This window comes from Novosphingobium sp. B 225 (genome assembly GCF_002198665.1).
Taxonomy (GTDB): domain Bacteria; phylum Pseudomonadota; class Alphaproteobacteria; order Sphingomonadales; family Sphingomonadaceae; genus Novosphingobium.
Window position 1 is genome coordinate 136080 of record NZ_MWLM01000037.1, and the last position, 25529, is coordinate 161608.

Annotated in this window: 18 protein-coding genes; 9 read left to right on the plus strand and 9 right to left on the minus strand. The window is 62.0% G+C overall.

What is annotated here, in order from left to right; genetic code table 11:
- Nucleotides 1–98: 98 nt before the first annotated feature.
- Together MNBBLIKP_RS17985 and MNBBLIKP_RS06415 are read right to left on the minus strand one after the other, a co-directional pair.
- Nucleotides 99–623, minus strand: coding sequence for a hypothetical protein (locus MNBBLIKP_RS17985; protein WP_088308616.1), 525 nt, complete (start codon nucleotides 621–623; stop codon nucleotides 99–101).
- An 875-nt stretch (nucleotides 624–1498) separates the two neighbouring features.
- A complete protein-coding gene (locus MNBBLIKP_RS06415; RefSeq protein ID WP_088308618.1) occupies nucleotides 1499–1738 on the minus strand; it encodes a hypothetical protein in 240 nt (79 codons plus the stop codon).
- 591 nt (nucleotides 1739–2329) lie between these two features.
- Between MNBBLIKP_RS06415 and MNBBLIKP_RS06420 the strand changes: the two genes are divergently transcribed.
- Genes MNBBLIKP_RS06420 through MNBBLIKP_RS06445 form a run of 6 tightly spaced genes read left to right on the plus strand, consistent with a single transcriptional unit; the run spans nucleotide 2330 to nucleotide 10316 of the window.
- Complete coding sequence (locus MNBBLIKP_RS06420; protein WP_254912938.1) at nucleotides 2330–3613, plus strand: MFS transporter; 1284 nt, start codon at nucleotides 2330–2332, stop codon at nucleotides 3611–3613.
- The gene (locus tag MNBBLIKP_RS06425) at nucleotides 3613–5706 is read left to right on the plus strand and encodes an alpha-galactosidase (RefSeq protein WP_088308622.1); all 2094 of its coding nucleotides are present in this window, start codon (nucleotides 3613–3615) and stop codon (nucleotides 5704–5706) included. The genes MNBBLIKP_RS06420 and MNBBLIKP_RS06425 overlap by 1 nt, the downstream gene beginning before the upstream one ends.
- The gene (locus tag MNBBLIKP_RS06430) at nucleotides 5703–6719 is read left to right on the plus strand and encodes a UDP-glucose--hexose-1-phosphate uridylyltransferase (protein WP_088308624.1); all 1017 of its coding nucleotides are present in this window, start codon (nucleotides 5703–5705) and stop codon (nucleotides 6717–6719) included. The genes MNBBLIKP_RS06425 and MNBBLIKP_RS06430 overlap by 4 nt, the downstream gene beginning before the upstream one ends.
- The gene (galK, locus tag MNBBLIKP_RS06435; protein ID WP_088308626.1) at nucleotides 6716–7861 is read left to right on the plus strand and encodes a galactokinase; all 1146 of its coding nucleotides are present in this window, start codon (nucleotides 6716–6718) and stop codon (nucleotides 7859–7861) included. Before MNBBLIKP_RS06430 ends, galK begins: the two co-directional genes overlap by 4 nt.
- Nucleotides 7858–8988 carry a glycoside hydrolase family 68 protein gene (locus tag MNBBLIKP_RS06440; protein WP_088308628.1) on the plus strand — a complete coding sequence of 377 codons (1131 nt, stop codon included), beginning with the start codon at nucleotides 7858–7860 and terminating at the stop codon, nucleotides 8986–8988. Before galK ends, MNBBLIKP_RS06440 begins: the two co-directional genes overlap by 4 nt.
- Nucleotides 8989–9002: 14 nt before the next feature.
- Complete coding sequence (locus MNBBLIKP_RS06445) at nucleotides 9003–10316, plus strand: glycoside hydrolase family 32 protein (protein ID WP_176399685.1); 1314 nt, start codon at nucleotides 9003–9005, stop codon at nucleotides 10314–10316.
- On the opposite strand, the gene MNBBLIKP_RS06450 is transcribed toward MNBBLIKP_RS06445, so the two are convergent.
- On the minus strand, nucleotides 10313–11329 hold the full coding sequence (locus MNBBLIKP_RS06450) for a LacI family DNA-binding transcriptional regulator (protein WP_088308632.1): 1017 nt from the start codon (nucleotides 11327–11329) through the stop codon (nucleotides 10313–10315). The genes MNBBLIKP_RS06445 and MNBBLIKP_RS06450 overlap by 4 nt on opposite strands.
- 196 nt (nucleotides 11330–11525) lie before the next feature.
- Between MNBBLIKP_RS06450 and MNBBLIKP_RS06455 the strand changes: the two genes are divergently transcribed.
- The 3 genes from MNBBLIKP_RS06455 (at nucleotide 11526) to MNBBLIKP_RS06465 (ending at nucleotide 17287) form a co-directional block, all read left to right on the plus strand.
- Nucleotides 11526–14054 (plus strand): TonB-dependent receptor, encoded by a 2529-nt coding sequence (locus tag MNBBLIKP_RS06455; protein WP_088308634.1) that lies wholly within the window; start codon nucleotides 11526–11528, stop codon nucleotides 14052–14054.
- A 113-nt stretch (nucleotides 14055–14167) separates the two neighbouring features.
- A complete protein-coding gene (locus MNBBLIKP_RS06460) occupies nucleotides 14168–15715 on the plus strand; it encodes a putative 2OG-Fe(II) oxygenase (RefSeq protein ID WP_088308636.1) in 1548 nt (515 codons plus the stop codon).
- Between the two features lie 72 nt (nucleotides 15716–15787).
- On the plus strand, nucleotides 15788–17287 hold the full coding sequence (locus tag MNBBLIKP_RS06465) for a tryptophan halogenase family protein (RefSeq protein ID WP_088308638.1): 1500 nt from the start codon (nucleotides 15788–15790) through the stop codon (nucleotides 17285–17287).
- A 322-nt stretch (nucleotides 17288–17609) separates the two neighbouring features.
- On the opposite strand, the gene MNBBLIKP_RS06470 is transcribed toward MNBBLIKP_RS06465, so the two are convergent.
- The 6 genes from MNBBLIKP_RS06470 to MNBBLIKP_RS06495 form a co-directional block, all read right to left on the minus strand.
- A complete protein-coding gene (locus tag MNBBLIKP_RS06470) occupies nucleotides 17610–18392 on the minus strand; it encodes an enoyl-CoA hydratase (RefSeq protein ID WP_088308640.1) in 783 nt (260 codons plus the stop codon).
- Nucleotides 18389–18973, minus strand: coding sequence for an NADPH-dependent FMN reductase (locus MNBBLIKP_RS06475; protein WP_088308642.1), 585 nt, complete (start codon nucleotides 18971–18973; stop codon nucleotides 18389–18391). Before MNBBLIKP_RS06475 ends, MNBBLIKP_RS06470 begins: the two co-directional genes overlap by 4 nt.
- Nucleotides 18974–18996: 23 nt before the next feature.
- Nucleotides 18997–19806, minus strand: a complete 810-nt coding sequence (locus MNBBLIKP_RS06480; protein WP_088308644.1) for a ThuA domain-containing protein — start codon at nucleotides 19804–19806, stop codon at nucleotides 18997–18999.
- A 6-nt stretch (nucleotides 19807–19812) separates the two neighbouring features.
- Nucleotides 19813–22158, minus strand: a complete 2346-nt coding sequence (locus MNBBLIKP_RS06485) for an arylsulfatase (protein WP_088308646.1) — start codon at nucleotides 22156–22158, stop codon at nucleotides 19813–19815.
- Nucleotides 22159–22232: 74 nt separating this feature from the next.
- Nucleotides 22233–24065, minus strand: a complete 1833-nt coding sequence (locus MNBBLIKP_RS06490; protein ID WP_088308648.1) for an N-acyl-D-amino-acid deacylase family protein — start codon at nucleotides 24063–24065, stop codon at nucleotides 22233–22235.
- A gap of 81 nt (nucleotides 24066–24146) precedes the next feature.
- Nucleotides 24147–25325: an LLM class flavin-dependent oxidoreductase gene (locus MNBBLIKP_RS06495; protein WP_217896660.1), complete on the minus strand. Its 1179-nt coding sequence runs from the start codon at nucleotides 25323–25325 to the stop codon at nucleotides 24147–24149.
- Between the last annotated feature and the right edge of the window lie 204 nt (nucleotides 25326–25529).

The window sequence follows — 25529 nt, forward strand, 5'->3', positions numbered from 1 at the left end:
TTCATCCTCCCCTTGCGGTGGTCTTGTGAGGAGAACGAAACCTGCGTGAACCTATTCCCTGGGTTTGAAAATTTTTCCGCGGCGCTTGGGCACTGGCCCTAGTTCAGCCGATAGCTGAGTGACAGGCCACCGGCAAAATCGGTGCTGTTGGTGTTGAAGCCGGTGGATGCGAACACCTGCATCCGCAGCCGCCGGTTGAGCGCGAAATTGACCCAGCCGGTCACTTCGCTGCTGGCCGTGCGGCCCGGGGTCGAGCTTTGCTGCCAGTCATAGTCGGCGCCAATAAAAGTCCCGCCAGGCAGACGATAGCTCGCACCTGCGCCCATCCCCCAGGTGTTGCGCAGGGTGGTGGCGGCGGGCTTGCCCAGGATCTTGTAGCGCGCGCCAGCGTAAAGGCTGGCGTTGCCGACATCCTGCACCAGATCCCCGCCAAAGGTGACATCGACCTTGCCCGTGCCGAGGCGCTTGGCAGTCGATGCGGTCGGCAACTTTACCCGACCGCTTAGATCGAAGTAGGTCGCCTGGCCCAGCGTGAACGAATAGGCCATGGTCACGGATACGTCGCCGATCCCGCTGCGCCGCCCGCCCGCCGCGCCGCCGCCAGCACCGCCCGTGACGGGCACGAAAGTGCTGCTGCTGGCCGAACTGAAATCGTCGGCCCCGCCGCCGCCTGACGAACCGGAAGAGCCTGAGGATCCAGAGGAACCCGAACCGGATGAACCCGAGCCGGATGAGCCCGAACCGGATGAGCCGGAGGAACCGGAGCCGGATGAGCCCGANTCCCGACGAGCCTGAACCTGATGACCCCGAACCCGAAGAACCCGAAGAGCCTGACGATCCGGAGCCGGAAGAGCCGGAACCGGAAGAGCCGGAACCGGAAGAGCCGGAATTCGACCCTGATGAATCGGAGCCTGAATTGCTGGTCGAGCCGGAATTGTCGGCAAATCCGCCATCGTCGCCAAAGCCTGCATCGCGGCCCTGCGGCGTGTCGAGCAAGCTGCCCGGACCATCAATGCTGACATATGGCACCGAAAACCGCACTGAAAATCCGCCTTTGCGATATTTCAACGAGACTGGCGCAGAAACCACTTTGGTTTTTTGCGGATCGCCATAATCGCCTTCGGAATAATTGATCCCCGCGCCCAGCCGCCAGACGCCCGGATCCTCTTCGGGCTGGTTGGGCCGGTCCTCGGCATAGGCAAAGGCCGGGATGGCCGCCATGGCGATAGCCCCCAGCAGGCAGGCTTTGCGGTTGGTTCTCATCTGTCCCCCTTGATCTTGGCAGGTTGGTTCAAGCATTAACGGGAATGGCCGGTTTCGCAAATTCCCATTGTCCCACAACGGCTGAACTGCACCGATATTCCCCAGGCCGGAATTTTTTCGAAGCGCGGGAATAGTCTGTCCACCGCAGCGTTATGGCCACGCTCGCGCACTTCATGCCGCGAGTTCAATCGGGAGAATACCCATGCGAAACAGCACACGCATTGCCCTTGCGCTTTCAGCATTGGCCGCCACTGTCACGCTGGCCCAGCCCGCCGCCGCCCGGCGCGGGGCTGACGATCCGGCGGGCCATGTTCGCCAGTGTCGCGGTTGCGATGATCCCCCGGGTCACATCCGCCAGGCGCGCGGGGCTGATGATCCGGCCGGCCATGTGCGGCGCGGCCGCGGCGCTGACGATGCCCCCGGCGATGATCGTGGCCGTGGCCGCGGCCGCGGGACGGACGACGGCCCAGGCCACACCTGACGTTATTGGCCCCCGGCAGGGTCGCACGAGCCCCGGTCACGGCAAAAGCCGGGCCGGGGTTTTGCGTGGGGCAAGCCGCAAGGCATTTTGGCAATCCATGTGGCCAATTGCCGGGTGCGCCAAAGGTTTGGCACCTATGCCGGTGCGAGGTCGGTCCGGCCTTGCGCGGGCTGGTTGCAACTTTCCTACATGTCCCGAATCTGCGATAAGCGGCGCGCTCTTTGACATTGTTGATCCCGCATCCAGGTCACTTTTGCGCCGCATCGCGCAAATTGACACTTGGAATCATCAATCTGTCACCTTTTTTGGCAGCAAGTTTCTGAAATAACACCTGAAATACAGGGTTACACTTTTGCCGGACTGTCACCTTTGTGACTCTCTGCGGCGAACCGGATGGCTCGCGGTTTCGCCGTTCGGCAAGAGCTTGATCAGCTGCCGAAAGTGAATTTGAACCGATTAATGCAATCGATTGTTGTTGTGTTTCGCAGATTGTGGCATGAGAGGCGAACCGGCCTGGCGAGGGCTGGCGGGGAGAGTGCAATGGAATCTGGCAAACCACACCTTTCGCTGCCGCGAATTTTGCAGATGAACCTGGGTTTTCTGGGCCTGCAGTTCAGCTTTGGGTTGCAGCAGGCCAATCCGATCTTCGCCTATCTCGGGGCCGATGAAAAAGACTTTCCCTGGCTGGGTATCGCCGGGCCGCTGACCGGCCTGATTGTCCAGCCGATCATCGGAGTGATGAGTGACCGCACGATGTCGCGGATGGGGCGGCGCACCCCCTATTTTCTGATTGGCGCGCTGATGTGCAGCGCCGGACTGTTTCTGATGCCCTTCGCGCAAAGCCTGTTGATGGCCTTTTCGATCCTGTTCCTGCTTGATGTTGGCAACAATGTGACGATGGAGCCTTACCGCGCCTATGTGAGCGATCGCCTGCGCGAAGAGCAGCGCGGGTTCGGTTTCCTCTCGCAAAGCGGCTTCACCGGGCTGGCACAGTGCCTGGCCTATGCCAGCCCGTTCCTGTTGGTCAGCCTGTTCGGAGTTTCGAAGGTGGCCGAACCGGGTGTGATCCCGGATTATACACGGCTGGCTTTCTTTATCGGCGCGGTCCTTTCGATCACCACGATCTTGTGGTCGATTCTGCGGGTGCCCGAACTGCCGCTGACTGAAGCGGAAAAGGTCAGGATCGCGGCGCTGCCCAAAGGCTTTGCTCCCACTTTTGCCGAGATTTTCTCTGCCATCCGGGAGATGCCCAATGCCATGCGGACCATGGCCTGGATGAGCCTGTTCCAGTGGTATGCGATGTGCTGCTATTGGGCCTACCGGGTACCGTCGATTTCCATGGCGCTGTTCGGCACGTCAGATGGCAGTACCGCGCAGTTCCGTGAAGCGGACTTGCTGTCGGGCCCGATGGGCGCCTTTTACAACGCGGTGGCCTTTGTGGCGGCCTTCTCGATGGCGCCGATTTCACGCCGATTTGGCGCGGGCCGGGTTCACGCGACCTGCCTGATGCTGACTGGCCTGGCGATGATTGCCATGCCCGCCATGAACAGCGAGCCACCGATGTGGCTGCTCATGGGGGTCATGGGTCTGGGCTGGGGCTCGATCATGGGCAACCCCTATATCATCCTGGCCAATGCGATCCCGGCCGAACGGACAGGCGTTTACATGGGCATCTTCAACATGATGATCTGTGCCCCAATGCTGGTTTTCGCCGGGACGATGACTTTCATCTATGAACCGGTATTGGGCGGCGACCCGCGCAACGCGTTGGCCTTTGGCGGTGTGCTGATGCTCTGCGCCGCGATGGCGGTAGTGCGGATGACGGGCAAGGGTGGCTCGGATTCGAAGCAGGTGGTTGCTGCCGTCTGATGGCGGGCTCGTTCGCCTTCTTGCACAGCGACCAGGCCAGCCTGGTGCTCGAATGCCGCGCTGACGGTCCGCCGCTTTGGCGGCACCTTGGTGCGCGGTTGGATCCGGGCATGCTCACTCCGCTGGCCTTGAGCAGGACCGCGGCTTCGTTCTCGCTCGACCGCGACGAGCCTGTGTCAACCGCACCGCGCGCTGGGCTCGGCTGGTTTGGTTCAGAGGCGCTGCGGCTGCGCCAAGCAGGATCGGCCCTGATCCCTGCGTTCGAAACTGCTGACGTGACGCAGAGCGATACGGCCATCCATATCGTCCTGAACGATCACCAGACTGGTATCGAATTGCGGCAATCGATCGAACTGCTTGCCGGCGGTGCATTCCGCTTCACTGCGGAACTGGTCAATGCCGCAAGCCACCCGGTCGAGGTCGATTGGCTGGCAAGCGCGCTGATACCACTGCCGCCGTATAGCGCAGCGTTGCTCTCGTGGCGCGGCCGCCACAATGCCGAACTGGTCGAGCAGGTCGAACCGATGCCGCAGCAGGCCTGGCTGCGGGAAGGGCGGCGTGGAATTTCCGGCCATGGCGGGCCGCCGGGCGTGGTCGTGCTGGGCGAAGGAGCCGGGCATCACAGCGGGTTGGTCCACGCACTGCAACTCGCCTGGTCGGGCGACAGCAGCATCGCGGTAGAACGTGACGATGAAGGGTTCTGGATACTGAACGCCGGGGCCCGCTTTGATCCGGGCGAAATCGTGCTTGGCCCTGGTGAACGGATCGCAACGCCTGCGGCGATCCTGGCGGTCTCCACCGCAGGCCGCAATGGCGCGCTGGCTCAGCACCATGCTGCCATCCGCGCGGCGGTGGATTGGCCGGGCGGCACGATGCGCCGGCGCCCGGTGCATCTCAATTCGTGGGAAGCCTGCTATTTCGATCACGATGAAACGCGGATCGGTGCCCTGGCAGAAGCAGCGGCGGCGATTGGGGTGGAACGGTTCATTCTTGACGACGGCTGGTTCCGCGGCCGCAACAATGATGACGCCGGATTGGGTGACTGGACTGCCGATCCGGTCAAATATCCGGCTGGTCTGACCCCCCTGGCTCAGCGGGTCCGCGCGATGGGAATGGAATTTGGGCTGTGGGTCGAACCCGAAATGGTCAATCCCGACAGCGACCTTTACCGCGCGCATCCCGATTGGGCGCTGCACCTGCCCGGCCGCGACCAGCCGACCGCGCGCAACCAGCTGGTGCTGAATCTGGCCCTGCCGGAAGTTCAGGAATACCTGTTCGGCGCGCTGGACGCGCTGCTGCGCGAAGTGCCGATTTCCTACCTCAAATGGGATCACAACCGTGATCTGGCTCCTGCCGGGGGCGCAGCCCAGGTGCTGGGTACCTATCGACTGCTGGCCCGTCTGCGCGCGGCTCATCCATCGGTCGAGATCGAAGGCTGTGCTGGCGGCGGCGGGCGATCTGACGCTGGCCTTGTTCCCTTCGTCCATCGGTTCTGGACAAGCGACAACATCGACGCGGTCAGCCGGGTTCGGGTTCAGCGCGGATTTCTCTCGTTTCTGGCACCGGAACTGATGGGCGCGCACATTGGCGCGAGCCCGGCCCATGCAACGGGGCGCAGTCAGTCGCTCGGCTTTCGCGCAGCGGTTGCCATGCCGGGACACTTTGGTGTCGAGCTTGACCCGCGCCAGCTTGACGAAGCCGACCGCATCGAGCTGGCCGGATGGATTGCGTTCCACAAGCAGTGGCGACACTTGCTGCATGGGACGATGACCTGGCTTGGCGAAGGGGCGGATGGTCTGGTCTGGCAGGCCGCCGGAACCGCAGCGGAATTCCTGTTGTTTGCTATCCGCACCGCCCCCGCGCTCGACCGCCGACCGCAGCCGCTATGCCTGCCGTTCCTGGCGAAGTCAGGTTCCTGCACGATTGAATTGCTTCGAATTGCGGGCGCAGAAGGCGGGCACGCAGCGCACCTTCCGGCGCTGTTCGATGCGCCGGTTCCGTTCACTGGATCATGGCTGGCCAATAGCGGGCTGCCCCTGCCGCCGCTGAAGTCCGAAAGCGTGGCGATCTTTCACGGAACGGTGGCACCATGAATCTGGCGGACCATCCGCATCGCCGCCGAAACCTGTTGACCGGGGAATGGCTGCTGGTTTCCCCGCACCGGGCCAAGCGGCCGTGGCAAGGCGAATTGGCTCCACCGTCGTCCGCGCAGCTCGCGGCGCACGATCCTGATTGCTACCTGTGTGCAGGCAACCATCGGGTAACCGGCGAAGTCAATCCAGCCTATGATGGCACGTTCGTGTTTGCCAATGATTTTGCCGCACTGCTCCCCGAGCAGGGGCAAGTCGAGCGTCACACCGTGTTCGAGGCGGTTCCAGCCAGCGGCGAAGCGCGGGTTATCTGTTTTTCCCCCGATCACGGTGCAACTCTGGCCCGATTGCCGATCCCGGCTATCCTGAATGTGGTAGATGCCTGGTGCGATCTTTCGGCCGAACTTGGCGCGCACTGGGCGCATGTTCAGCTGTTTGAGAACAAGGGTGCGATGATGGGGGCGTCCAGTCCGCATCCCCATGGTCAGGCCTGGGCCAGTGATTTCGTCCCCGAACTGCCCGCGCGTGAGGATCAGCGTCAGCGCGCCTGGCTGGCCGACAGGGGAGTGGTCCTGCTTGAGGAAGTGGCCCAGGCCGAACTGGCTGCCGCCGAACGGATTGTCGAAGCGAACGACCACTGGCTGGCAATCGTCCCACACTGGGCCGGCTGGCCGTTCGAAACGCTGCTGATTGCGCGCGATCCGGTCGCACGGCTCGAAGCCTTGTCGCCCGTGGCCCGAAGCGCACTGGCAGAGATCTTGTCGCGCTTGCTGCGCCGCTGCGATGGGCTGTTCGGCTGCGATTTCCCTTATTCGATGGGTTGGCATGGCGCGCCGCATGCGCTGGGCGCAGACACCGCGCACTGGCGGCTGCATGCGCACTTCTTGCCGCCACTGCTGCGTTCGGCCTCCGTCCGCAAGCACATGGTTGGATTTGAACTGCTGGGCGAGACGCAGCGTGACCTGACCCCGGAAGCAGCCGCACGACAGCTGCGTGCGGTGGAGATCGGCGCATGAGCCTGATCGAACGGACCCGCGCCGGTTACGTTGCCGCCTATGGCCGTGAGCCGGATGGCATCGCCTTTGCTCCGGGCCGGGTCAACCTGATTGGCGAGCATGTCGACTACAATGAAGGGCTGGTCCTGCCTTTGCCGATTTCTATCGGGACTGCTGCCGCCTGGGGGCGCGCAGCAGGCCAGGTCATCGAAACAGTGGCGCTTGATTTCGGTGCAGATCGTGATCGCTATATTCTGGGCGCAGCGCCGCCGCATCATCCGGTCGACTGGCGGTCCTATGTTCGCGGCATGGCCGAGGCGATGGCGGCGCGTGGGGCAAATTGCGGAGGGCTGAATCTCGCCATTGGTGGTTCCAATCCGCGCGGCGCGGGGCTGTCGTCGTCGGCATCGCTGTGTGTGGCAATCGGCCGGGCCTGGGCGGCCGCTGCCGGGCTTGCGCCCGATCCGCGCGAACTGGCCCTTGCGGCGCAATCGGCTGAACACAACTGGGCGGGCGTCAATTGCGGGATCATGGATCAGATGGCGATCGCCGCTGGCAAGCCGGGGCATGCACTCCTGCTCGATTGCCGCGACCTGACGACAAGGCATGTCGCCCTGCCAGAGGATTGGGCGGTGGTGATCATCCAATCGGGAGTGACCCGAGGGCTGGTCGATGGTCACTACAATGCTCGCCGCCAGGATTGCGAGCGGGCCGCACAGGCCCTTGGTGTCTCCAGCTTGCGGGCCGCCAGCTCCGATCTAATCGAGGCCGCGAACCTCGATCTGCGCATCCGCAACCGCGCCCGTCACGTGATCCGGGAAATCGCGCGGACCGAGGCCGCGGTGGCGGCGATCGAAGCGCGCGATCTGGTCGGCCTCGGCCAACTGCTCCGCGATGGTCACGCATCCTTGCGAGACCTGTTTGAGGTAAGTGTACCGGCAGTCGACCGGCTCGTTGATCTCGCCAATGCCGCGATCGGTGCAGGCGGCGGGGCGCGGATGACCGGAGGCGGATTTGGCGGGGCAATCGCGGCGGTTCTTGAGGCGCAGGCAGTGCCCGCTTTCCTCGCCAACCTCACGGACACCTTTTCAGCGCCGGATGGCCGGCAACTCACGTATCTGATCGAAAGGACCGGCGGGGCTGCCGCCGGGGCAAGGCTATGAACCTGACAACCTGCAATTCCGCCGAGACCTTTTCGGCGTTGACCCGCTGGCGGCCCACTGCATTTGCTGGCGGGGCAGAAATCGGACTGATTGCTGCTGGCGATGCGGTGCCGATCCTGCCGGAACTTGACCTGTGGGATAGCTGGCCGCTGGCGCGTGAGGATGGCAGCACTGCCGAGATCGAGGGTCGCCAGTTCTGGTTCTTCCTGTCAGCGCCGCGTTTCGCTGATCCTGGCAAGCGCCATGATGCGGCCCGGATTCGCATGGCCTCGCGCGGGGCGGATGGCTGGCGCGACCATGGTGATTGCCTGCCTCCGGCGCTCAGCCCCGGTTCCCGCGAATGGGCTGGCAGCGCGGTACTCCACGCAGACGGACGTAGCGTCACGCTGTTCTTCACCGCCGCCGGTCGGCGCGGCGAGGGCCACAGCTTTGAACAGCGTCTGTTCGGGGCGCACGGACAGCTTGGGGCTGAAGGACCGGGCGAATGGTCTGACTGTGCGGAACTGGTCCGTCCTGATGGCCACCGCTATTTCATCGCGAATGAGGGGGCCGGCACTCCAGGCATGATCAAGGCCTTTCGCGATCCGTCATGGCTGCGCGATCCGGCCACCGGCAAGGCCCATCTGCTATTCACCGCCAGTGCCGGCTGGGACAACGCAGCGTTCAACGGTGTGATCGGGCTTGCCACCAAGGATGGCAGTGGTGTCTGGCAACTGGAAGACCCGTTGATCGATGCCGTCGGCGTCAACAATGAACTGGAACGCCCGCATGTGCTGGTCCGGGGCGGGCGCTATTACCTGTTCTGGTCAACCCAGCGCCGTACCTTCGATCCGGCCAGCCCCAGCGGGCCGAACGGACTATACGCGATGGTCGCGGACCGGCTGACCGGCCCCTATCGTCCGGTCAACGGCAACGGCCTGGTTGTCGGCAATCCTGCTGGAGAGCCAACGCAGGGGTACAGCTGGTGGGTAACCGGCGCAGGAGAGGTCTGGAGCTTTATCGATCACTGGGGGATGCAAGGCCGCAGTTTCGACCAGGATCCGCAATTGCTGCGCAGCCAGTTCGGCGGAACGCCTGCTCCGGTGTTCCAGCTGACCTTTGCCGGCGATACCGTTGCCGTCGCTTGATCCCGGAAATCATCGTGCGACCAAATTATCACTATGCTCCCGCCGCCAACTGGCTGAGCGACCCCAATGGCCTCGTCTACCACGGCGGCGAATGGCATTTGTTTTATCAATACAATCCGCAAGGTGAAGACTGGGGCCACATGTCCTGGGGCCACGCGATCAGCGCGGATCTGGCGGATTGGCAAGAATTGTCGGTGGCAATTGCAGAGGATGCGCGGGACATGATCTTCTCGGGCTCGGCTGTGGCTGATCCGCGCGGGCTGGCTGGTTTCGGATGCGATGCCCTGATCGCGATCTACACCGCGGCGGCGGCACACGGGCCAGCGCATCAGAGCCAGGCTTTGGCCTGGAGCGGAGACGATGGCCGCAGTTGGCACAAATTCAGCGGCAATCCGGTGCTCGATCTTGGGATTGCCGACTTCCGCGATCCCAATGTCTTCTGGCACGCTGGAACGCAGCGCTGGATCATGGTGGTCGCGCTTTCGGCCGAAAATCGCGCGCTGCTCTATGCCTCGCAAGATCTGAAGCACTGGGATCAGCTGTCGGAAATACCGGGAACGGGCGCGCCGGGGCGGATTTGGGAATGCCCGCTCCTGATCGAACTGCCGGTCGAAAGTACTGGCGAAACCCGCTGGCTGTTCAAGATCGACGTGCTGCACGACGGGCCGGGATCGGGCGCGATCTATCAGACTGGCACATTTGACGGGACACGCTTTCAACCCGATGGCCCCGCGCACAAGCCCTTGTGGCAGATCGCTGATCATGGCCGCGATTTCTATGCTGCTGTGGCCTGGCACGAACCGCGTGATGCCGCCGGCCGGCCGGTATGGATCGGCTGGATGGGCAATCACGCCTATCAGGGGCAGCTGCCTCGCCAGGGCTGGCGCGGAGCGATGAGCCTGCCCCGCCGGATCTCGCTGCTGCGCCAGGGCGATCGGTATGTGCTGCGGCAAGCGCCCGAACCGGCAAGCGTTGCTGCGGTGGCGCGGGTGGCGCCAGATGCCGGCGTTTGCGGGCAGGCGGCGCGGATCGATCTTGCGGCACACCAGGATCGCGTTCTGACTCTGGCCGATAGCGAAGGCCGCTTGCTGGTGATTGAACGGCGAGGTGATCTGCTGGTCTGCACCCGCCGTGATCGCCAGTCGCCCTTTCTTGATGCAGTGTGTTCGGCCCGGCTTGATCCGGCTGCCGGGCTGGTGCTGTGGCTTGATGGCGGCAGTGCAGAATTGCTTTCCGACGACGGGCTGACCGCATTGACAGTGCAGCACCGACTGGCCGGGGAGGCGCTGTCACTGCGCCACGCCGTGGCAGCGGCGGCCAGAACCTAGGCAGTATCGCGCCGGATCAGCAAAGGTTCCATTTCGATCGATGGCGCATCCACCCCGGCGATGCGTTCATACAGCGCCCCGACCATCGCCCGCGCGCCGATGGCGATGTTCTGGCTGATCGTGGTCAGGCGCGGGATGGTCTGTTCGGCCAGGGGCAGATCATCGAATCCGGTCACCGAAATGTCACGCGGGACCATCAATCCGCGATCGGCGAGCGCGCGGACGGTGTGCATCGCGATCAGGTCAGATCCAGCGGCGATGCCGTCCACCTGTCTGGCCAGGGTCTGGACATGAGCGCCGATCTCGTCGGCCATCACGTCCGAGGCAAGATGGGTATCCAGTTTTACGGGTTCGGCCAGGCCGGCCGCTTTCGCCGCGTCGCACAGACCCAGATAGCGTTCGTACAATTCCGGTGCCACCGTTTCACCCAGGAACGCCAGCCGCTTGCGACCTGCGGCGATCAGGCATTCGCCTGCCAGCCGCCCGCCCTTGCGGTTGTCTACCCCGACCGTGCAATGGATCTGGCCGGGATGGCGGCTGCCCCAGACCACCAGCGGCTTGTACCAGGCGGCAACACGCTCAATCGTTTCCAGCTGGTTCGATTGCCCGATCAGCAACACGCCATCAAGCATGCCTGAATCCACGATCCGTTCCAGCCAGTCATCAGCGTCGGGGATCACCCGGCTCAACATGATGTCATAGCCGTTTTCGGTCAAAGCATCGGCGAGATGCCCCAGGATCGACATGAAGAACGGGTCCGACAGGTGCTGGCGCTTTTCATGGCCCAGCGGCACCACCACGCCAATCACCCGGGTTTCCTGAATTCGCAGCCGCCGCGCCATCTGGTTGGGGCGGTAACCGTGTTCCCGCGCGAGCGCCTGGATCCGTTCGCGGGTTTCCTGCTTGACCAGCGGATTGTTGGCCAGCGCGCGCGAGACCGTGCCAGCGTTGACCCCTGCCAGGGCGGCCAGTTCGGCAATGTTGCGAATGCGGGGAGGGGAGGAGCCGGTCATCTTGCTGTCAACTTCACCCGAAAGCGGCGCGCTCGTCCACCCCTGACTGTCCGGGCAGCGATCGATGTGGCGCGAATGCCACAGAGAGGGCGTTTTCGCAATCGATTGTCAAAAGGCATTGCAATCGATTGTTGTATATGCGACTCGACACTCGGACTTGCCCTAGGCAAGCGATTCTGACCCGAGGGGAGAGGAAATGAAGAAGTTCACGTTGAAGAGCTGTGTCTCGGCCGCGTCGCTCGCGGTGATGAGCCTGTCGGCTATGCCTGCCATGGCTCAGGATGCACCAGTCGATGACAGTGCCGGGGCGCTCGACGAAATCGTCGTTACCGCTTCGGGCAAAGACAAGACCCAGCTCAATTCGTCCATTTCGGTGACCAGCGTCGGCGCCGATCTGATCGAAGCCATGAAGCCCAGCAGCGAAGCAGAAGTGTTCCGCATGATCCCCGGCATCCAGGTGCCCGGCACCTCAGGCCCGGGCGGCAACTCGAACATCGCGGTGCGCGGCCTCCCCGTCGCAACCGGTGGTTCGCCCTTCGTCCAGATCCAGGAAGATGGTCTGCCGACCGTGCTGTTCGGCGATATGCAGTTCGGCAACAATGACTACTGGACCCATTTCGACAGCACGGTTGCGCGCGTGGAATCGGTGCGCGGCGGCGGTTCGACCACCTATGCCTCGCAGGCGCCGGGTGCGGTAATCAACTACATTTCGAACACCGGCGAGAAGGAAGGCGGCGCGGTCGCGCTCAGCACCGGGATCGGCTATAACGAAACCAAGGTCGATTTCCGCTATGGCGGTCCGATCAACGATACGCTGCGTTTCCATCTGGGCGGCTATTTCAAGTCGGGCCGTGGTCCGCTCAAAGCGGATTTCAACGTCTCGAAATCGTTCCAGATGAAAGGCAACCTGACCAAGACCTTTGACGATGAAAAGGGCTTCTTCCGCCTGCTCGTCAAGGTCGCTGACACGCGTGAGCCGAACTATACTGGCGCTCCGGCGCTGGCCAGCTTCTCTGGCGGCAAGTTCACTGATGTGCAGCCGTTCCCCGGCTTTGATGGCCGCAACAGCTCGAACTATTCGATCTACAATCAGGACTTCACGATCCTGAACCGCAACGGCACGCTGGAACGCACGCCGATGAGCGGGATCAGCACCAAGGCGACGGCGCTTGGCGGTCAGTTCCACTACGAAACCGACGGCGGCATCACTATCGATGACAATATGCGCTGGACCAAGATGAGCGGCAGCTTTGCCTCGCCGTTCAGCAACATCAGCCGCGCGACCGGGATCGTCGGTTCGACCCTCGCGCTCAACGGGGTGAACTATGCCACGGTGGGCTCGATCCGCTATGCCAACGGCCCCAAGGCCGGGCAGGTGTTCACCGGCACTTATGTCGATAACAACACCAATGTCCGCACCAACATCCGCGATGTTGGCAGCCTGGCCAATGACCTGAACCTGTCGGCCAAGTTCAACGCCGATTTTGCCAAGATCACGGCGCGTGCCGGTTTCTTCTACATGAACCAGGACATCGCGATGGACTGGCACACCAACAAGAGCCTGCGCGAAGCATCGGGTGATAATCCGGCGCAGCTTGATCTGTACAGCACCACCGGAGCCAAGCTGACCCAGGATGGCATTTCGGGCTATAACAACAATTGGGGCAACTGCTGCGCCCGTGATTACGATCTGTCCTATACCAACACGGCTCCCTATGCCGCGCTGGATCTGGATGCAGATCATTTCGCGATCGACGGTTCGGTCCGGTTCGAACGGGTTAAGGCATCAGGCGGCGGTAGCCAGGGCGGCAATGAGTTCCTGGTCAATTCGAACGGGGTCAACATCCCGGCGATCACCAGCAACGGTGCCCGTGAAGTGCTCAACTACAGCCGCAGCTACACCTCGTGGACCGCGGGCGCGCTGTGGAAGGCCAACGCCAACACCTCGTTGTTCGTCCGTGCTTCGCGTGGGGGCCGCTTCAACTCGGATCGCCAGACCTTCGGCGGCAAGATCGCCTCTGATGGTTCGCTCTGCACAGGGACGATGGCAAAGGCGGGTACGCTGGGCTGCGCGGCAGATGGCGTCACCCCGTCGGTTGACTTCGTCAAGCAGTACGAACTGGGCCTCAAGAACCGTGGCGATCTGGCTGGCGGGCGCTATTCGGTTGAAGCTACCCTGCTCAAGGGCAACTTCAAGCAGAGCACGTTTGAACTGTCGGCCACCCGTTGTCCGGGCGGCGCGGGCGGCTGCGTGATCGATGCGCGCTACAAGTCGTGGGGGCTGGAATTCTATGGCACCTACAACAACGGCGGGTTCAACCTGGTCGGCAATGCCACTTTCACCAAGGCGACCCGATCGGGTGCGGATGCCACCGGCAAGCCGACTCCCTTCGTTCGCGCCCAGTACATGCCTGACCTGGTCTACACCGTGCAGGCCAACTATGATTTCAACGATCTGGTCACTTTCGGGATCAACACCACCGGCCAGTCTGGGGTCATTGACGATGCGGGACGGTCCTATCCGGGCGGAGCCGTGTTCGGTGCCAACCTGCGGGTTTCTCCGATCAAGCAGCTGGAACTGGGGATGCAGGTCTACAACCTGTTCAACCGTTATGATCTGCGCGGCAGTGGCGGTGTGGCCGATCTTTCGGTCAACCCGGCGGTGATCGGCACCGGCCCGGCGCTGGGCCGGACCTGGACCGCTTCAGTCAAGTACAGCTTCTAAGCCAGTCGGCTTGGCCCGGATGGTTGCCTCCCAGCCATCCGGGCCAATCCAGTCAGCTTACGGGGGCAACCGCAAGGTTGCCCCCGATTTGCGTCCGTGACACCTGTTTGATCATGACCCCGGAACAGACCGAACTGGAGCAAAGCCTTGCGGCCGAACTCAGCCTGGCCCTGCGCGGGCCTGATCCGCAGGCACGCGGGCGCCAGCTGGCTTTGGCGCGCAAGGCCTTGCCTCTTGGGCTGGCTGCAAAGGCGATTGCCCTGCTCTCTGTCATGGCGCGGACCGAGCCAGGCGACGGTGAACTTGCACTGCTGCACGGCGTTGCGCTTCGCCAAGCACAGCGCCTGACCGACGCGTTGGAAGTGTTCACGGCTGCCCGTGCTGCCGGGGCGCAGGATCCCGCGCTGGTCCAGGGAATTGCCCAGACCCGCTATGAATTGGGCTTGCCGGCCGCCAGTCTGTTCGCCGAAGCACAAAGACTCCAGCCAGCCAACCGTGACTTGCTGCGATTGCGCGCTGCGGCACTTGCTACCGAAGGCGAACCTGCCCAGGCGGAGGCCATGCTTGAGGCCGAACTGGCTCGCCGTCCGGGGTGGCTCGAAGGGCACAAGGCGTTGTCCGTGTTGCGCTGGACGACCGGCGACCAGGCGCGCCATGCAGACAGCTATGCTGCGGCCGTCGCAGCAGAACCGGACAACCCCGGGCTGTGGCTTGCCTGGTTCCACGCCCTGGCCCAGACCCGCGATTGGCCCGCAACGCTGGCGGTGCTCGGCCGCGCCCAGGCCGTACTGGGGGACAGTCAGGCGCTGCGCGTTGCCCGGTTGTTCGTTGATAGCGAAAGCGGTGACCTTGCAGCGACCGAAGCTGGTCTTGCCGCTTGCGCCGCGTTCCAAGGCCAGACGCTTGACCTGATTCGAGTGCGCCATTTTCTGCGTCAGCGCCGCTTGCAAGACGCTGAAAGCATCTGCCTTGCGCAGCTTTTAACGCCCAGCGCGCCGGTATTCTGGCCCTATCTCTCGCTGGTCTGGCGCATGGCTGAAGACGCACGCTGGCATTGGATTGACCGGCCCGAGCAATTTATCAAGCCGATCCGGATCGATCTGAGTCCTGCCGAACTGTCAGATCTGTCCGAACTCTTGCGCAGCCTGCATGTCATGGATCGGCCTTATGTCGAACAGTCGGTGCGGGGCGGCACCCAGACTGACCGGTCGGTGATCCAGCGGCACGAGCCATTGATCCGCCTAGCCAAGGCGCGTTGGCTTGATGGCCTGCGTGAATATGTTGCAGGTCTGCCACCGCATGAACAGGGGCATCCGCTACTCGGTTTGCCGCGCGGCGAACTGCTGGTTGAAGGCAGTTGGTCGGTGCGGCTGCAGAGCCAGGGTTACAACGTGCCGCATAATCACCCGGTTGGCTGGATCAGCACGGCGTTCTATGTCGCCTTGCCTGATGCCGCATCAATGGGCCCGCCGCCCGCCGGGCATATTGCTTTTGGCACTCCCCCTGAAGAGCTGGGGCTTGATCTGCCCGCCTATGCGACGATTGCTCCTGAACCCGGACTTTGCGCGGTGTTCCCCGCTACGATGTGGCACCGAACAATGCCCTTTGATGACGGCGAACGGCTGGTGTTGGCGCTTGATCTCAAACGGCCGCGATGGTGATTTCAATCGATTGTCCAGCATGCTTGATCGCGGTGCGGTGATGCGGGATGAAGACTGCAAGGAGATTGCGTGATGCAGCAAAGCGATTCCATCCAGTCGATTGTGATTGTGGGCGGCGGCACAGCCGGATGGATGACAGCCGCAGCGCTGGCCAATGCGATCCGCACCGGCTGTTCGATTACGCTGATCGAAAGCGAAGAGATCGGCACAGTCGGCGTGGGTGAAGCCACGATTCCCCCGATCCGCACTTTCAACGAGACACTCGGAATTGCCGAAAATGACTTTGTCAGGGCGACACAAGGTTCGTTCAAGCTTGGGATCCAGTTCGAAGGCTGGGGCAGTGAGAAGAGCCGATACTTCCACCCTTTCGGCACCCATGGCCGCAATTTAGATTTCGTACCTTTGCACCAATACTGGATCGCCGCGCAGCGTGAGGGCCGGGCGCCCGAACTGGACGAGCTGTGCATGGCCTGGGCCGCGGCCAAGCGCGGCCGCTTTGCGCACCCCTCGCCAGAACCGCGCAATGTCCTTTCGACCTTTGACTATGCCTATCACTTTGATGCCGGGCTCTATGCCCGGTTCCTGCGCAGCTATGCGGAGCAGCGCGGCGTAGTACGGGTCGAAGGCAAGGTTGGGGAAGCCGGACTGGACGGGCAGACCGGCCATGTCAGCCATGTGCAGATGGAGGACGGGCGGAGGATCGAGGGGCAACTCTTCATCGATTGCTCCGGCTTTCGCGGGTTGCTGATCGAGGGCGCGCTGCAGACCGGGTATCAGGACTGGCGGCACTGGTTGCCCTGCGACAGCGCCATGGCCGTGCCGTGCGAGCGCGCCGGTGAGTTTACGCCCTATACGCGCTCAACCGCGCGCGCAGCCGGTTGGCAATGGCGCATCCCGCTCCAGCATCGCACCGGTAACGGGCATGTCTATTGCAGCCAGTTCATCTCGGATGAAGAAGCCGCTGCGGTGCTGATGGCCAACCTCGATGGCAAGGCGCAGGGCGAACCGCGCAAGCTTTCCTTCGTGACGGGGCGGCGCAATCTGTTCTGGAACAGGAACGTGGTTGCGGTTGGGCTATCGGGCGGGTTTATGGAGCCATTGGAGTCGACGTCTATTCACCTCATCCAGGCGGCGATTTCAAAACTGATTGCGCTGTTTCCCGACCGGACATTCGATCCGCTGGTGATCGACGAGTACAACCGCATCGCGATCAACGAGTTCGAGCGGATCCGCGATTTCATCATCCTGCACTACAAGCTCACCTCCCGCACGGACAGCGAACTGTGGCGCTATTGCGCGGCGATGGATGTGCCCGAAACGGTCACCTGGAAAATCGAACATTTCCGTCGCAATGGCCGTCTGGTCCAGCGTGACGCAGATCTGTTCGGCCCGCCCAGCTGGTTGGCGGTGCATGTTGGGCAAGGCAATATGCCAGAAGGAACGGACCCACTGTTGCCACTGCGTGGGGTCGATCACGCCGATTACCTGCGGAAACTGGAAGCGGCTCTGGCGCGCGCGGCCGAGGCCATGCCCGGCCACGCAGACTACATCGCCCGGAACTGTGCAGCTTAGCTCGCCGGACCGGTATGCAGTCATGCCAGCAAGTCAGGCTTCAACAGCAAATCGCAAGGCAATTTCAGATCAGACCGCTGCACCGCCGCGGACACACCGCACGCGCGAACAACAGATCGCGGCGCGACGCAAAGTAGCACAGCTGGGATAGATCCAGCTGTCAGTAGACCCAGCAGGGAAGCTGGACTGTGCAGAAAATGGCGGAGACGGAGGGATTCGCATTTTTGAACTAATCTATTGTAATTATAAACTATTTCGAGCGACAGCTCCTTTGAATGTCCCCGCCCGTGCCCCCAGAATCGAATCAGAGCTTGGGGTCAAATTATTGTTTGCGACCTCGCGCCATAACAGAGGTCCGACGCGCCTCGACATCCTTGGCTTTGACTTCGCCGTTGGCGGAAGTCGAAGTATTGTGTTCAAAGGCAAGGGCATCAGCGAAAGAGCGTCGATAGCCTTGATCGATCAAATGCTTGTACGCCTCGATCATGCCGGGGTTGACTGAGGCGATGTCCGCAGCAAGCGCCAGCGCAGTTGGCATCAGCGCCTCAGGTGCCACCACGCGGTTGACCAGCCCCCAGGCACACGCTGTTTCCGCATCGAGGAAATTGCCGGTGAAGGCCAGTTCCTTTGCCCGTGAAATGCCAATAGTTCGCGATAGCTTCTGTGACAGACCCCACCCCGGCAAAATGCCGACCCGGGCATGGGTATCGGCGAAGCGTGCATTGGATGATGCGATCAATATGTCACAGGCCAGCGCCACTTCGAACCCGCCAGTGATCGCCACGCCGTTAATTGCGCCGATCACTGGTTTGCGACAATCCTCGATCGCCTTGACCGGGTTTTCTTCGGCACGTTCGGCATTGGCGGCGCCCAGGTTGCTGGTATCAGCTCCAAGCTCTTTGAGATCAAGCCCGGCGGTGAAAGCGCGCTCGCCAGCACCGGTCAACACAATCACTCGAACGGCCTCATCAGAGTCAACGGCGCGCATTGCCTCGGCCAATTGAGCGCGCAGCGCGGCGGACAAGGCGTTCATGGCCTCAGGGCGATTGAGCGTGACGATGGCGATTCCATCGGCGATCTCAGTAGTGACGAGCGCCCGCGTCATGCCGCTTGCCTGGAATTTGCCGCTCTCGCCCGCGCAAAGTCGACGGTTTGCGCTGCGAGAAGCTCTAACTGATCGGCGATACATTGGGACAGGCAGGTGCCATCGCTGGCAAAAGCAGGCTCGGTTGAGTTGATGCAGACCCCCAGCGGCGTCGGCCAGCCGCGCAGGGCGTGGACAATGCTGCGCAAGGCAGAAAGCGTCGTTGTCGTCCCCTGCCAACCAGCGGCCGTGACAATGCAGCCGACACTGCAACCGTCAAAGTAGACGCGTTCATCGCCGCGCATATCCTCGGTATAGTCGAGCGCGTTCTTGACCAGCCCGGAGACCCCGCCATGGTAGCCTGGCGAGGCGATGATGATACCATCGGCCCGCCGCAGTTCAGCGACAAGCCGGGTCGCCTCAGGGGTCCGCTCGGGGCGCTCGGGCGCATAGGGCGGAAGATCAATATCGGCTGCTCCCAGCAGGACAGTTTCGGCGCCCAGCGCTGCCGCCGCATCAAGCGCGAAGCGCAGCGCCTTTTCGGTGGAGGAACCGGACCGAGTGGTCCCACCGATTCCGACGATGACAGGTCTGGATGACATAGGGATTTTGCTTTCTGTCTTGGTCAGGTGCGTTGCTCGGGTGAACAGGCCCAGAAAATCGCGTTGCGGACCAGTTGGCGGTAGTGCGGATTGGAGCAGGTTTCCGGTCCGCGCCCCGGCTGAAGGTAGACAACCGGAGCGTTGCGGGACCGTTTGGTCCAGCCGATCAGGTCCGAACCGGGTTCGTGCTGCCAGCCCGCACTGGAGAACATCCTGCCAGCCAGGGCCTCCGCGGTCGAATAGAACCCTGCGCTATCGAAGCTATGGTTGGCGCGCAGCAAGGGGGTCACGGCATCCTCGAACACCTCATAGAGGAACAGCGTGTCCTTGAACGGGATCTGTTCGGGCAGGCCAGCCAGAATGGGATGACCTGCCGATGCGGCTTGTGCCGTATAGACCGCATCGGTCAGATAGCCGGAATCGGGACAGTGGTGCCCACGCACGTTGGCCGGCTTGTAAAGAAACCGTCCCCCCAGGGCCTCGGCATATTCCGGCCAGGTCTGCCAGCCGGCGATAGCGTGATGCAGCGCGATGACCGGGATCCCGGCATCGAGAATCGCCATAAAACCAGCCTGCTCTGCGGGTGTAGGATCGACGAAAGCAGGCCCGCCCCTGGCCAGGAAATCGGTACCAGGCATGTCGTAAAGCACCACGGCATCGAAACCCGCCATACCCTCGGGTGTCATCAATCTGGCCGAGGCGGGTTGATCGACAATGGCCGCCGCGACCCCAGGCATTTCATCGAACAGGTCGCCGAACGCTGTTCGATCGAACCTGTGCCCCTTGACCGAGACCAGAATGTTGAGCCGCTGGCCGTAGCGCAGGATCGTCATGCCAGGCTATTTCAGGTCAATCACGACTTTACCAAGGCCGCCCGTGAAGCGGAACGGGACGTCGTAGGTCATGTCGACTGGGGTTCCCGTGTCCTCACCGAAATCAAGCGTTTCCTCAGTCGAGAAGCGGAACGGGATCGTCTTTTCGACCCGGCCGGTGGCATAGAGCTGGCCATCCACCCGCACGGTTACCGTGCCGCCCTTGGCAACCCCGCCGCCATCATAAACGAAGTCCACCACGACCTTGTGCGCGCCCTTCGGCACGGCTTTGCGCGCCGCAATCCGGTAGCTTGAACCATCGGCAAACATGTAGCTGAAGACCGGTTTGCCCTGGGCGAAATAGAATGACCATCCGCCCGAAAGCCCGCCCTGAGTGGCAATCACGCCAGAATCCCTGCCGCTGCTGGTCAGGTCGGCGGTGAGCGACCAGGAGCGGTTCTTGATATCGGGCGCGGCGCCCTCGGGAATGCGCTTGATCCCGCTACGATAGGCAAAGCTTGTGCGCCCGGCCGTAAGGCTTGGCCGGTTGAACGAACCGAACCGCTCAATTGCGGAGGTATCCAGCGGCAAGACATTGTACTTCTTCGCTTCAACCAGGAAGACTTCCTGCATTTCCTTGAGCTTGGCAGGGTTCTTCGCTGCCAGGTCGTCGGCTTCGGAAAAGTCCTGGTCGATGTTGTAGAGTTCCCACGGGGTGGTGAAAAAGTCCATGTCGGCGCTTTTCGGGCTCCATGGCACGCGCAGCGGAGTGGTCATTGCCACCCAGCCGTTGTGGTAGATCGCGACATTGCCGAAAATCTCGAAATACTGGGTTTTGCGGCGATCGGGTGCACTGGCAGCGTTGAAGCTGTAAGCCATGCTAACGCCTTCGATGGGCTTTTGCGCCGCTCCGTTGACCGAGTTTGGTTCGGGTAAGTGAGCAGCCTCCAGGATCGTGGGCACGATGTCGATGACATGATGAAACTGCGATCGGACCTCACCGCGGGCCTTGATCCCGTTAGGCCAGGAAACAACCATGGCGTTGCGGGTTCCACCAAAATGGCTGGCAAACTTTTTGACCCATGGGAACGGTGTATTCAGCGCCCAGCCCCACTGTGCAGGATAGAGGTTGGATGATTTCCAGCTGCCCAGTTCGGCCTTGCGCTGTTCAAGATACTTGGGATCTTCGGTGGCACCGCTGATGATCGACATATCGTTGAAGGCACCTTGCAAAGTGCCTTCGGCCGCGCCGCCATTGTCGCCCACCACATACATGACCAAGGTGTTGTCGAGCTCGCCCTTGGCCTCGATCTCGTCGAGGACACGGCCGATGTTGTAGTCGGCTTGCTCAAGGTAGCCGGCTGCCAGCTCCATGAAATGGGCGGACATCGCCTTCTGCTGCGGTGTCAGCGTGTCCCAGGCTGGCATCGAAGCCGGGCGCGGTGTCAGCTTGGCATTGGCGGGTATGACGCCCAGTTGCTTCTGACGCGCGAATATTTCCTCGCGGATCTTGTCATAGCCCTGATCAAACTTGCCCTTGTACTTGGCCGCCCATTCCGGCTTGGCCTGCTGCGGGGCGTGCATCGCGGTGGCGGCGTAGTAGATGAAGAACGGCTTGTCTGGGGTGACCGCCTTTTGCATGTCGATCCACTTGATCGCCTGATCAGCCATGTCGTAGTCGAAGTGGTAGTCCTTCTTGCCGATGTAGGGTTCGATCGGGGTGGTTCCGTCGTAGACAGCCGGTCGATAGTGGTTGGTCTCCCCGCCAATGAAGCCGTAGAACTTTTCGAAACCCAGCCCTGTCGGCCAGCGATCGAACGGACCCGAGGCGCTCGATTCCCAATCGGACACGTTGTGATTCTTGCCGAACCAGGCGGTGTTGTAGCCGTTGAGCTTCAGCATTTCGCCGATCGAGGCGGTGTCCTTGCCGATCTCCGAATCGTAGCCCGGATAGCCGGTGGCCATTTCTGTCACTACGCCTGAATGGACCGAATGATGGTTGCGTCCGGTCAGCAGGGCCGCCCTGGTCGGGCTGCACAGCGCGGCGGTGTGGAAGCGGTTGTACTTCAAACCGGCGTCAGCCAGCCTCTGCAGGTTGGGGGTATTGATCGGTCCACCAAACGTGCTCGACGCACCAAACCCGACATCGTCGAGCAGGATTACCACGACATTCGGGGCGCCCGCAGGAGCTTTGACGGGAGGCGCATAGGATGGAACCGAATCTTTGGCGGAGAGCCCAATCTTGCCCTTGAACGGCCCCTTCACGATGGGCAGCACGGTCCGGTCTGGCGAGGGGACTGCTTCCTGAGCACTAATGCCCGCACCGGTGAAGGCAATCAGCACTACCAAAGAGACCGTAACCGATTTGCGCATCTTCAGTATCCTCACCCCGTGAACGACTATGCCGATTGTCTACTGACCAAAGGGGCGAACAGACAGGCGGAAACTTATTGTGCCGCTACAGCGGATGCTTGCTTTGCCCGTGCAGCGGCACTGAACGGGTTGCGGAACAGCCGCCCGGGCCGCGCCCCGGTGTCCATGTCGTCGCGGCGGGTGACGACTCCTTTGACGATCGTCATGACATAGCCTTGCGCATCTTGCAGGAAGCGTTCCGCCCCAGTCGGGAAATCGCCAACCAGATGCGGCAAGCCGATCGACAGGCGCTCGAAGTCGATCACGTTGATATCCGCGCGCATGCCTTCCCTGATCACTCCGCGATCGGTAAAGCCGAACACCTTGGCGGGCAGCTGCGTGATGCGATTGACCAGCATTTCGATTGGGAAGCGCGGGCCGCGGGTGCGGTTCTTCCCCCAGTGGGCGAGGAAGCTGGTCTGGAAGCTGCCATCGACGATCAGCTTGGCATGGGCCCCGCCGTCGCTGAGCCCCATGACAAAGCTGGGTTCGGGCACATATTCCTGTTTCAGCCGGAGATCACCGTCGCGGTAGTCGGCAAACCAAACCAGCAGGTTGCGGCCTTCATCGGCGATCAGCAGATCGTAATAGAGTTCGACCGGATCGCGGCTCTGTGCCGTCGCCAGAGCATGGACCGACTGAGAAGGGGCCTGTTCATAGTCCATGTTGTCTTCGGAGAAGAGGTACACGGCCTTGAGGTTGTTGCGGAAAGTGATCGCCATTGACTGCAAGGGATCGTGGGTTTCCGGTTCGACATCGTCCTCGGACAGGATAGCCGCCTTTATTGCGGGATCTGCCATTTTCCGCGCCCGCTCAGTGCGCGGAAGGTGCGCAAGCGAGCGATAGGTGGGCCGTCCGGTAAAGATGTGCTGGACATCAAGATTGCCAAACGCCGTCAACGGGCGCGGCGCGTACTGCGGGAATATCTTCTCGCCGGCCGCATGGGCTTCGGCAAGTTGCTCGCGGCTGCGGGCATAGTCGTCGCCCATCTTCGGCGATGACGGGAAAGAGAAAGTGCAGGTCACGCCTGTCTTCTGGTGCAGTCGGCGCATTCGCTTGATCTCGTCCGACAGCAAGTGCGGATCGGGCAGCATGCCGGCGATTTCGTTCTTCACGCCATTGTCTTGCCCGGCGACCACCCCGGTCAGCCCCGAAGGGATCAACTGGTAGACGCCGCCGCCGGCTTCGCTGACAGCCTCGACCAACGAGTCGATTTCCTCGTCGCTGGCCATGGTTCCGGGCAGCGGACCGTGCTCAGTCTGATGGATCGAGCAGCGCGAGGTGGAAAAGCCCATTGCACCTGCTTCGACCGCTTCGCGGACCAGTCGGCGCATTTCGGCGACTTCGTCCTCATTCGGGGTTTCATCGCGATCTGCGCGATCACCCATCACATACTTCCGTAAGGCGGTATGGGTAACCTGGGTGGCGATATCGAGCGCGTAGGAATTGCGGTCCATCGCATCGAGATATTCGCTGAAGCTTTCCCAGTCCCACTTCATCCCAGCCTTCATCACCGCAACCGGAACGTCCTCGATAACCTGCATCACCTGCATCAGCCATTCCTGGTCCTGCTTGCGCACCGGCGCAAAGCCGACGCCGCAATTGCTGATGACTACGCTGGTGACGCCATGGGCGGATGATGGCAGCAGTTCGCTGTCCCAGGCGACCTGAGCGTCGTAATGCGTATGGATATCGACAAAGCCCGGAGTGACCAACAAGCCCTTGGCATCGACCACTTCGCTGGCTTCGCCCGAAATGCCTGGCCCTACGGCAACAATCAGCCCATCCTTGATCGCAACGTCCTGAACCGATGGCTCACATCCAGTCCCGTCGACGACGGTGCCGCCCTTGATCAGTAAGTCAAACATCGCGTTTCATCCCGTTTCGCCGGGGTGAAGGTAAGCCCTTTGCCCGGTCTGACCGCACCTCTTAGTCAAGCCCATGAGCTCTCAGGCGACTTTGGCTTCCTGCTCAGCCTTGGCGGCAACTTCGGCTTTGTGCTTGGTAATGGTCGCAGAAATCGCCTTGTTGGCCTGGGCCACAAATTCAGGCGAATTGTTGACCGCCCAGTCATAGCTGTCTTGCCGGGCAGTGTTCATGCCATTGATCACCGGCGAGACATAGCGGCGCCACATTTCATAGCTTTTCTTGGTGTTATCGAAGTCAGCCCAATTGTGCGCCAGTTGCAGGAAAGTGCCGAACTCGCCTTGCTTGGCCTGTAGGCGGCGGATCTGGGCGATCGCATCGTCAGGTGTTCCGACGACGGCTGAACCATCTTCAACCAGTTTTTCGATCGGCTTGTCACCTTCGTCAAGGGACTTCCCGGGCCGCTTCATCTGCCGCAGGTACTCGGCATATTTGAGCCCGCCGAACTTTACGTTCTCCCAAGCCTTTTCGCGGGTTTCGGCGATATGAACCGGACCGACCAGGCGCAGTTGTGCAGGATCCATGACGTGGCCGTTCTCCGCCGCCGTCTCGTTGGCGATCCGCCAGTTATTGCCGAGAGCATCATATCCGCCCTCCTGGGTCGCCGCGACGCAGAGCATGCCAAAGCCATGCTTGCCGGCCAGCTTGGCGCCCGACGGGGTCATCGACGATGCTACTGCGATTTCCGGGTGCGGCCAGGAGTAAGGCTTGATCTGGCAGCTGGCATTGACAAGCGTGAACCAGTCAGACTTGTGTGTCACTCGCTCGCCCTTGAACAAGCGCAGGATGACTTCGATTGCTTCAACCATCCGGTCGCGCTGGGTCGAAGGGTCGATCCCCATCTGCATCGCATCGGACGGCAGCAGCCCGGGGCCGACACCGAATATCACACGGCCACGGGTCTGATGATCAAGCTGGAGAATTCGATCAGCGGTGGTCAGCGGATGGTGGTAAGGAAGCGAGACCACGCCGGTCCCAAGCTTGATCCGCTTGGTGCGTTCTGCTGCTGCGGCGATGAACAACTCCGGGCTGGCGATGATCTCAAAGCCCGCCGAATGGTGCTCACCGACCCAAGCCTCCTCATAGCCCAGCTTCTCGACGAACTCGATCAGCTCGAGATCGCGGTGGATGCACAGGGTCGGATCTTCGTCCAACGAATGAAAGGGTGCAATGAAAATGCCGTCCTGCAGTCGCATAGCCATCTTGGTCTATCCTCTGTTCGTCGTTCCTGCGCGGCACTAACTGCCGCCGAATTGGCCGAGCCATGCGGGCATGCCTGGCTCCCCGGTCAATTTGTGGCGAGGTGCCGCCGCATCTCTGCGGCAGCAGAGTCGCCTGACCGGGTTTAGATCGAACTTCGATCAAGATGCGGCAATTGTCAACAATCTACGCACATTTTGTTTTGG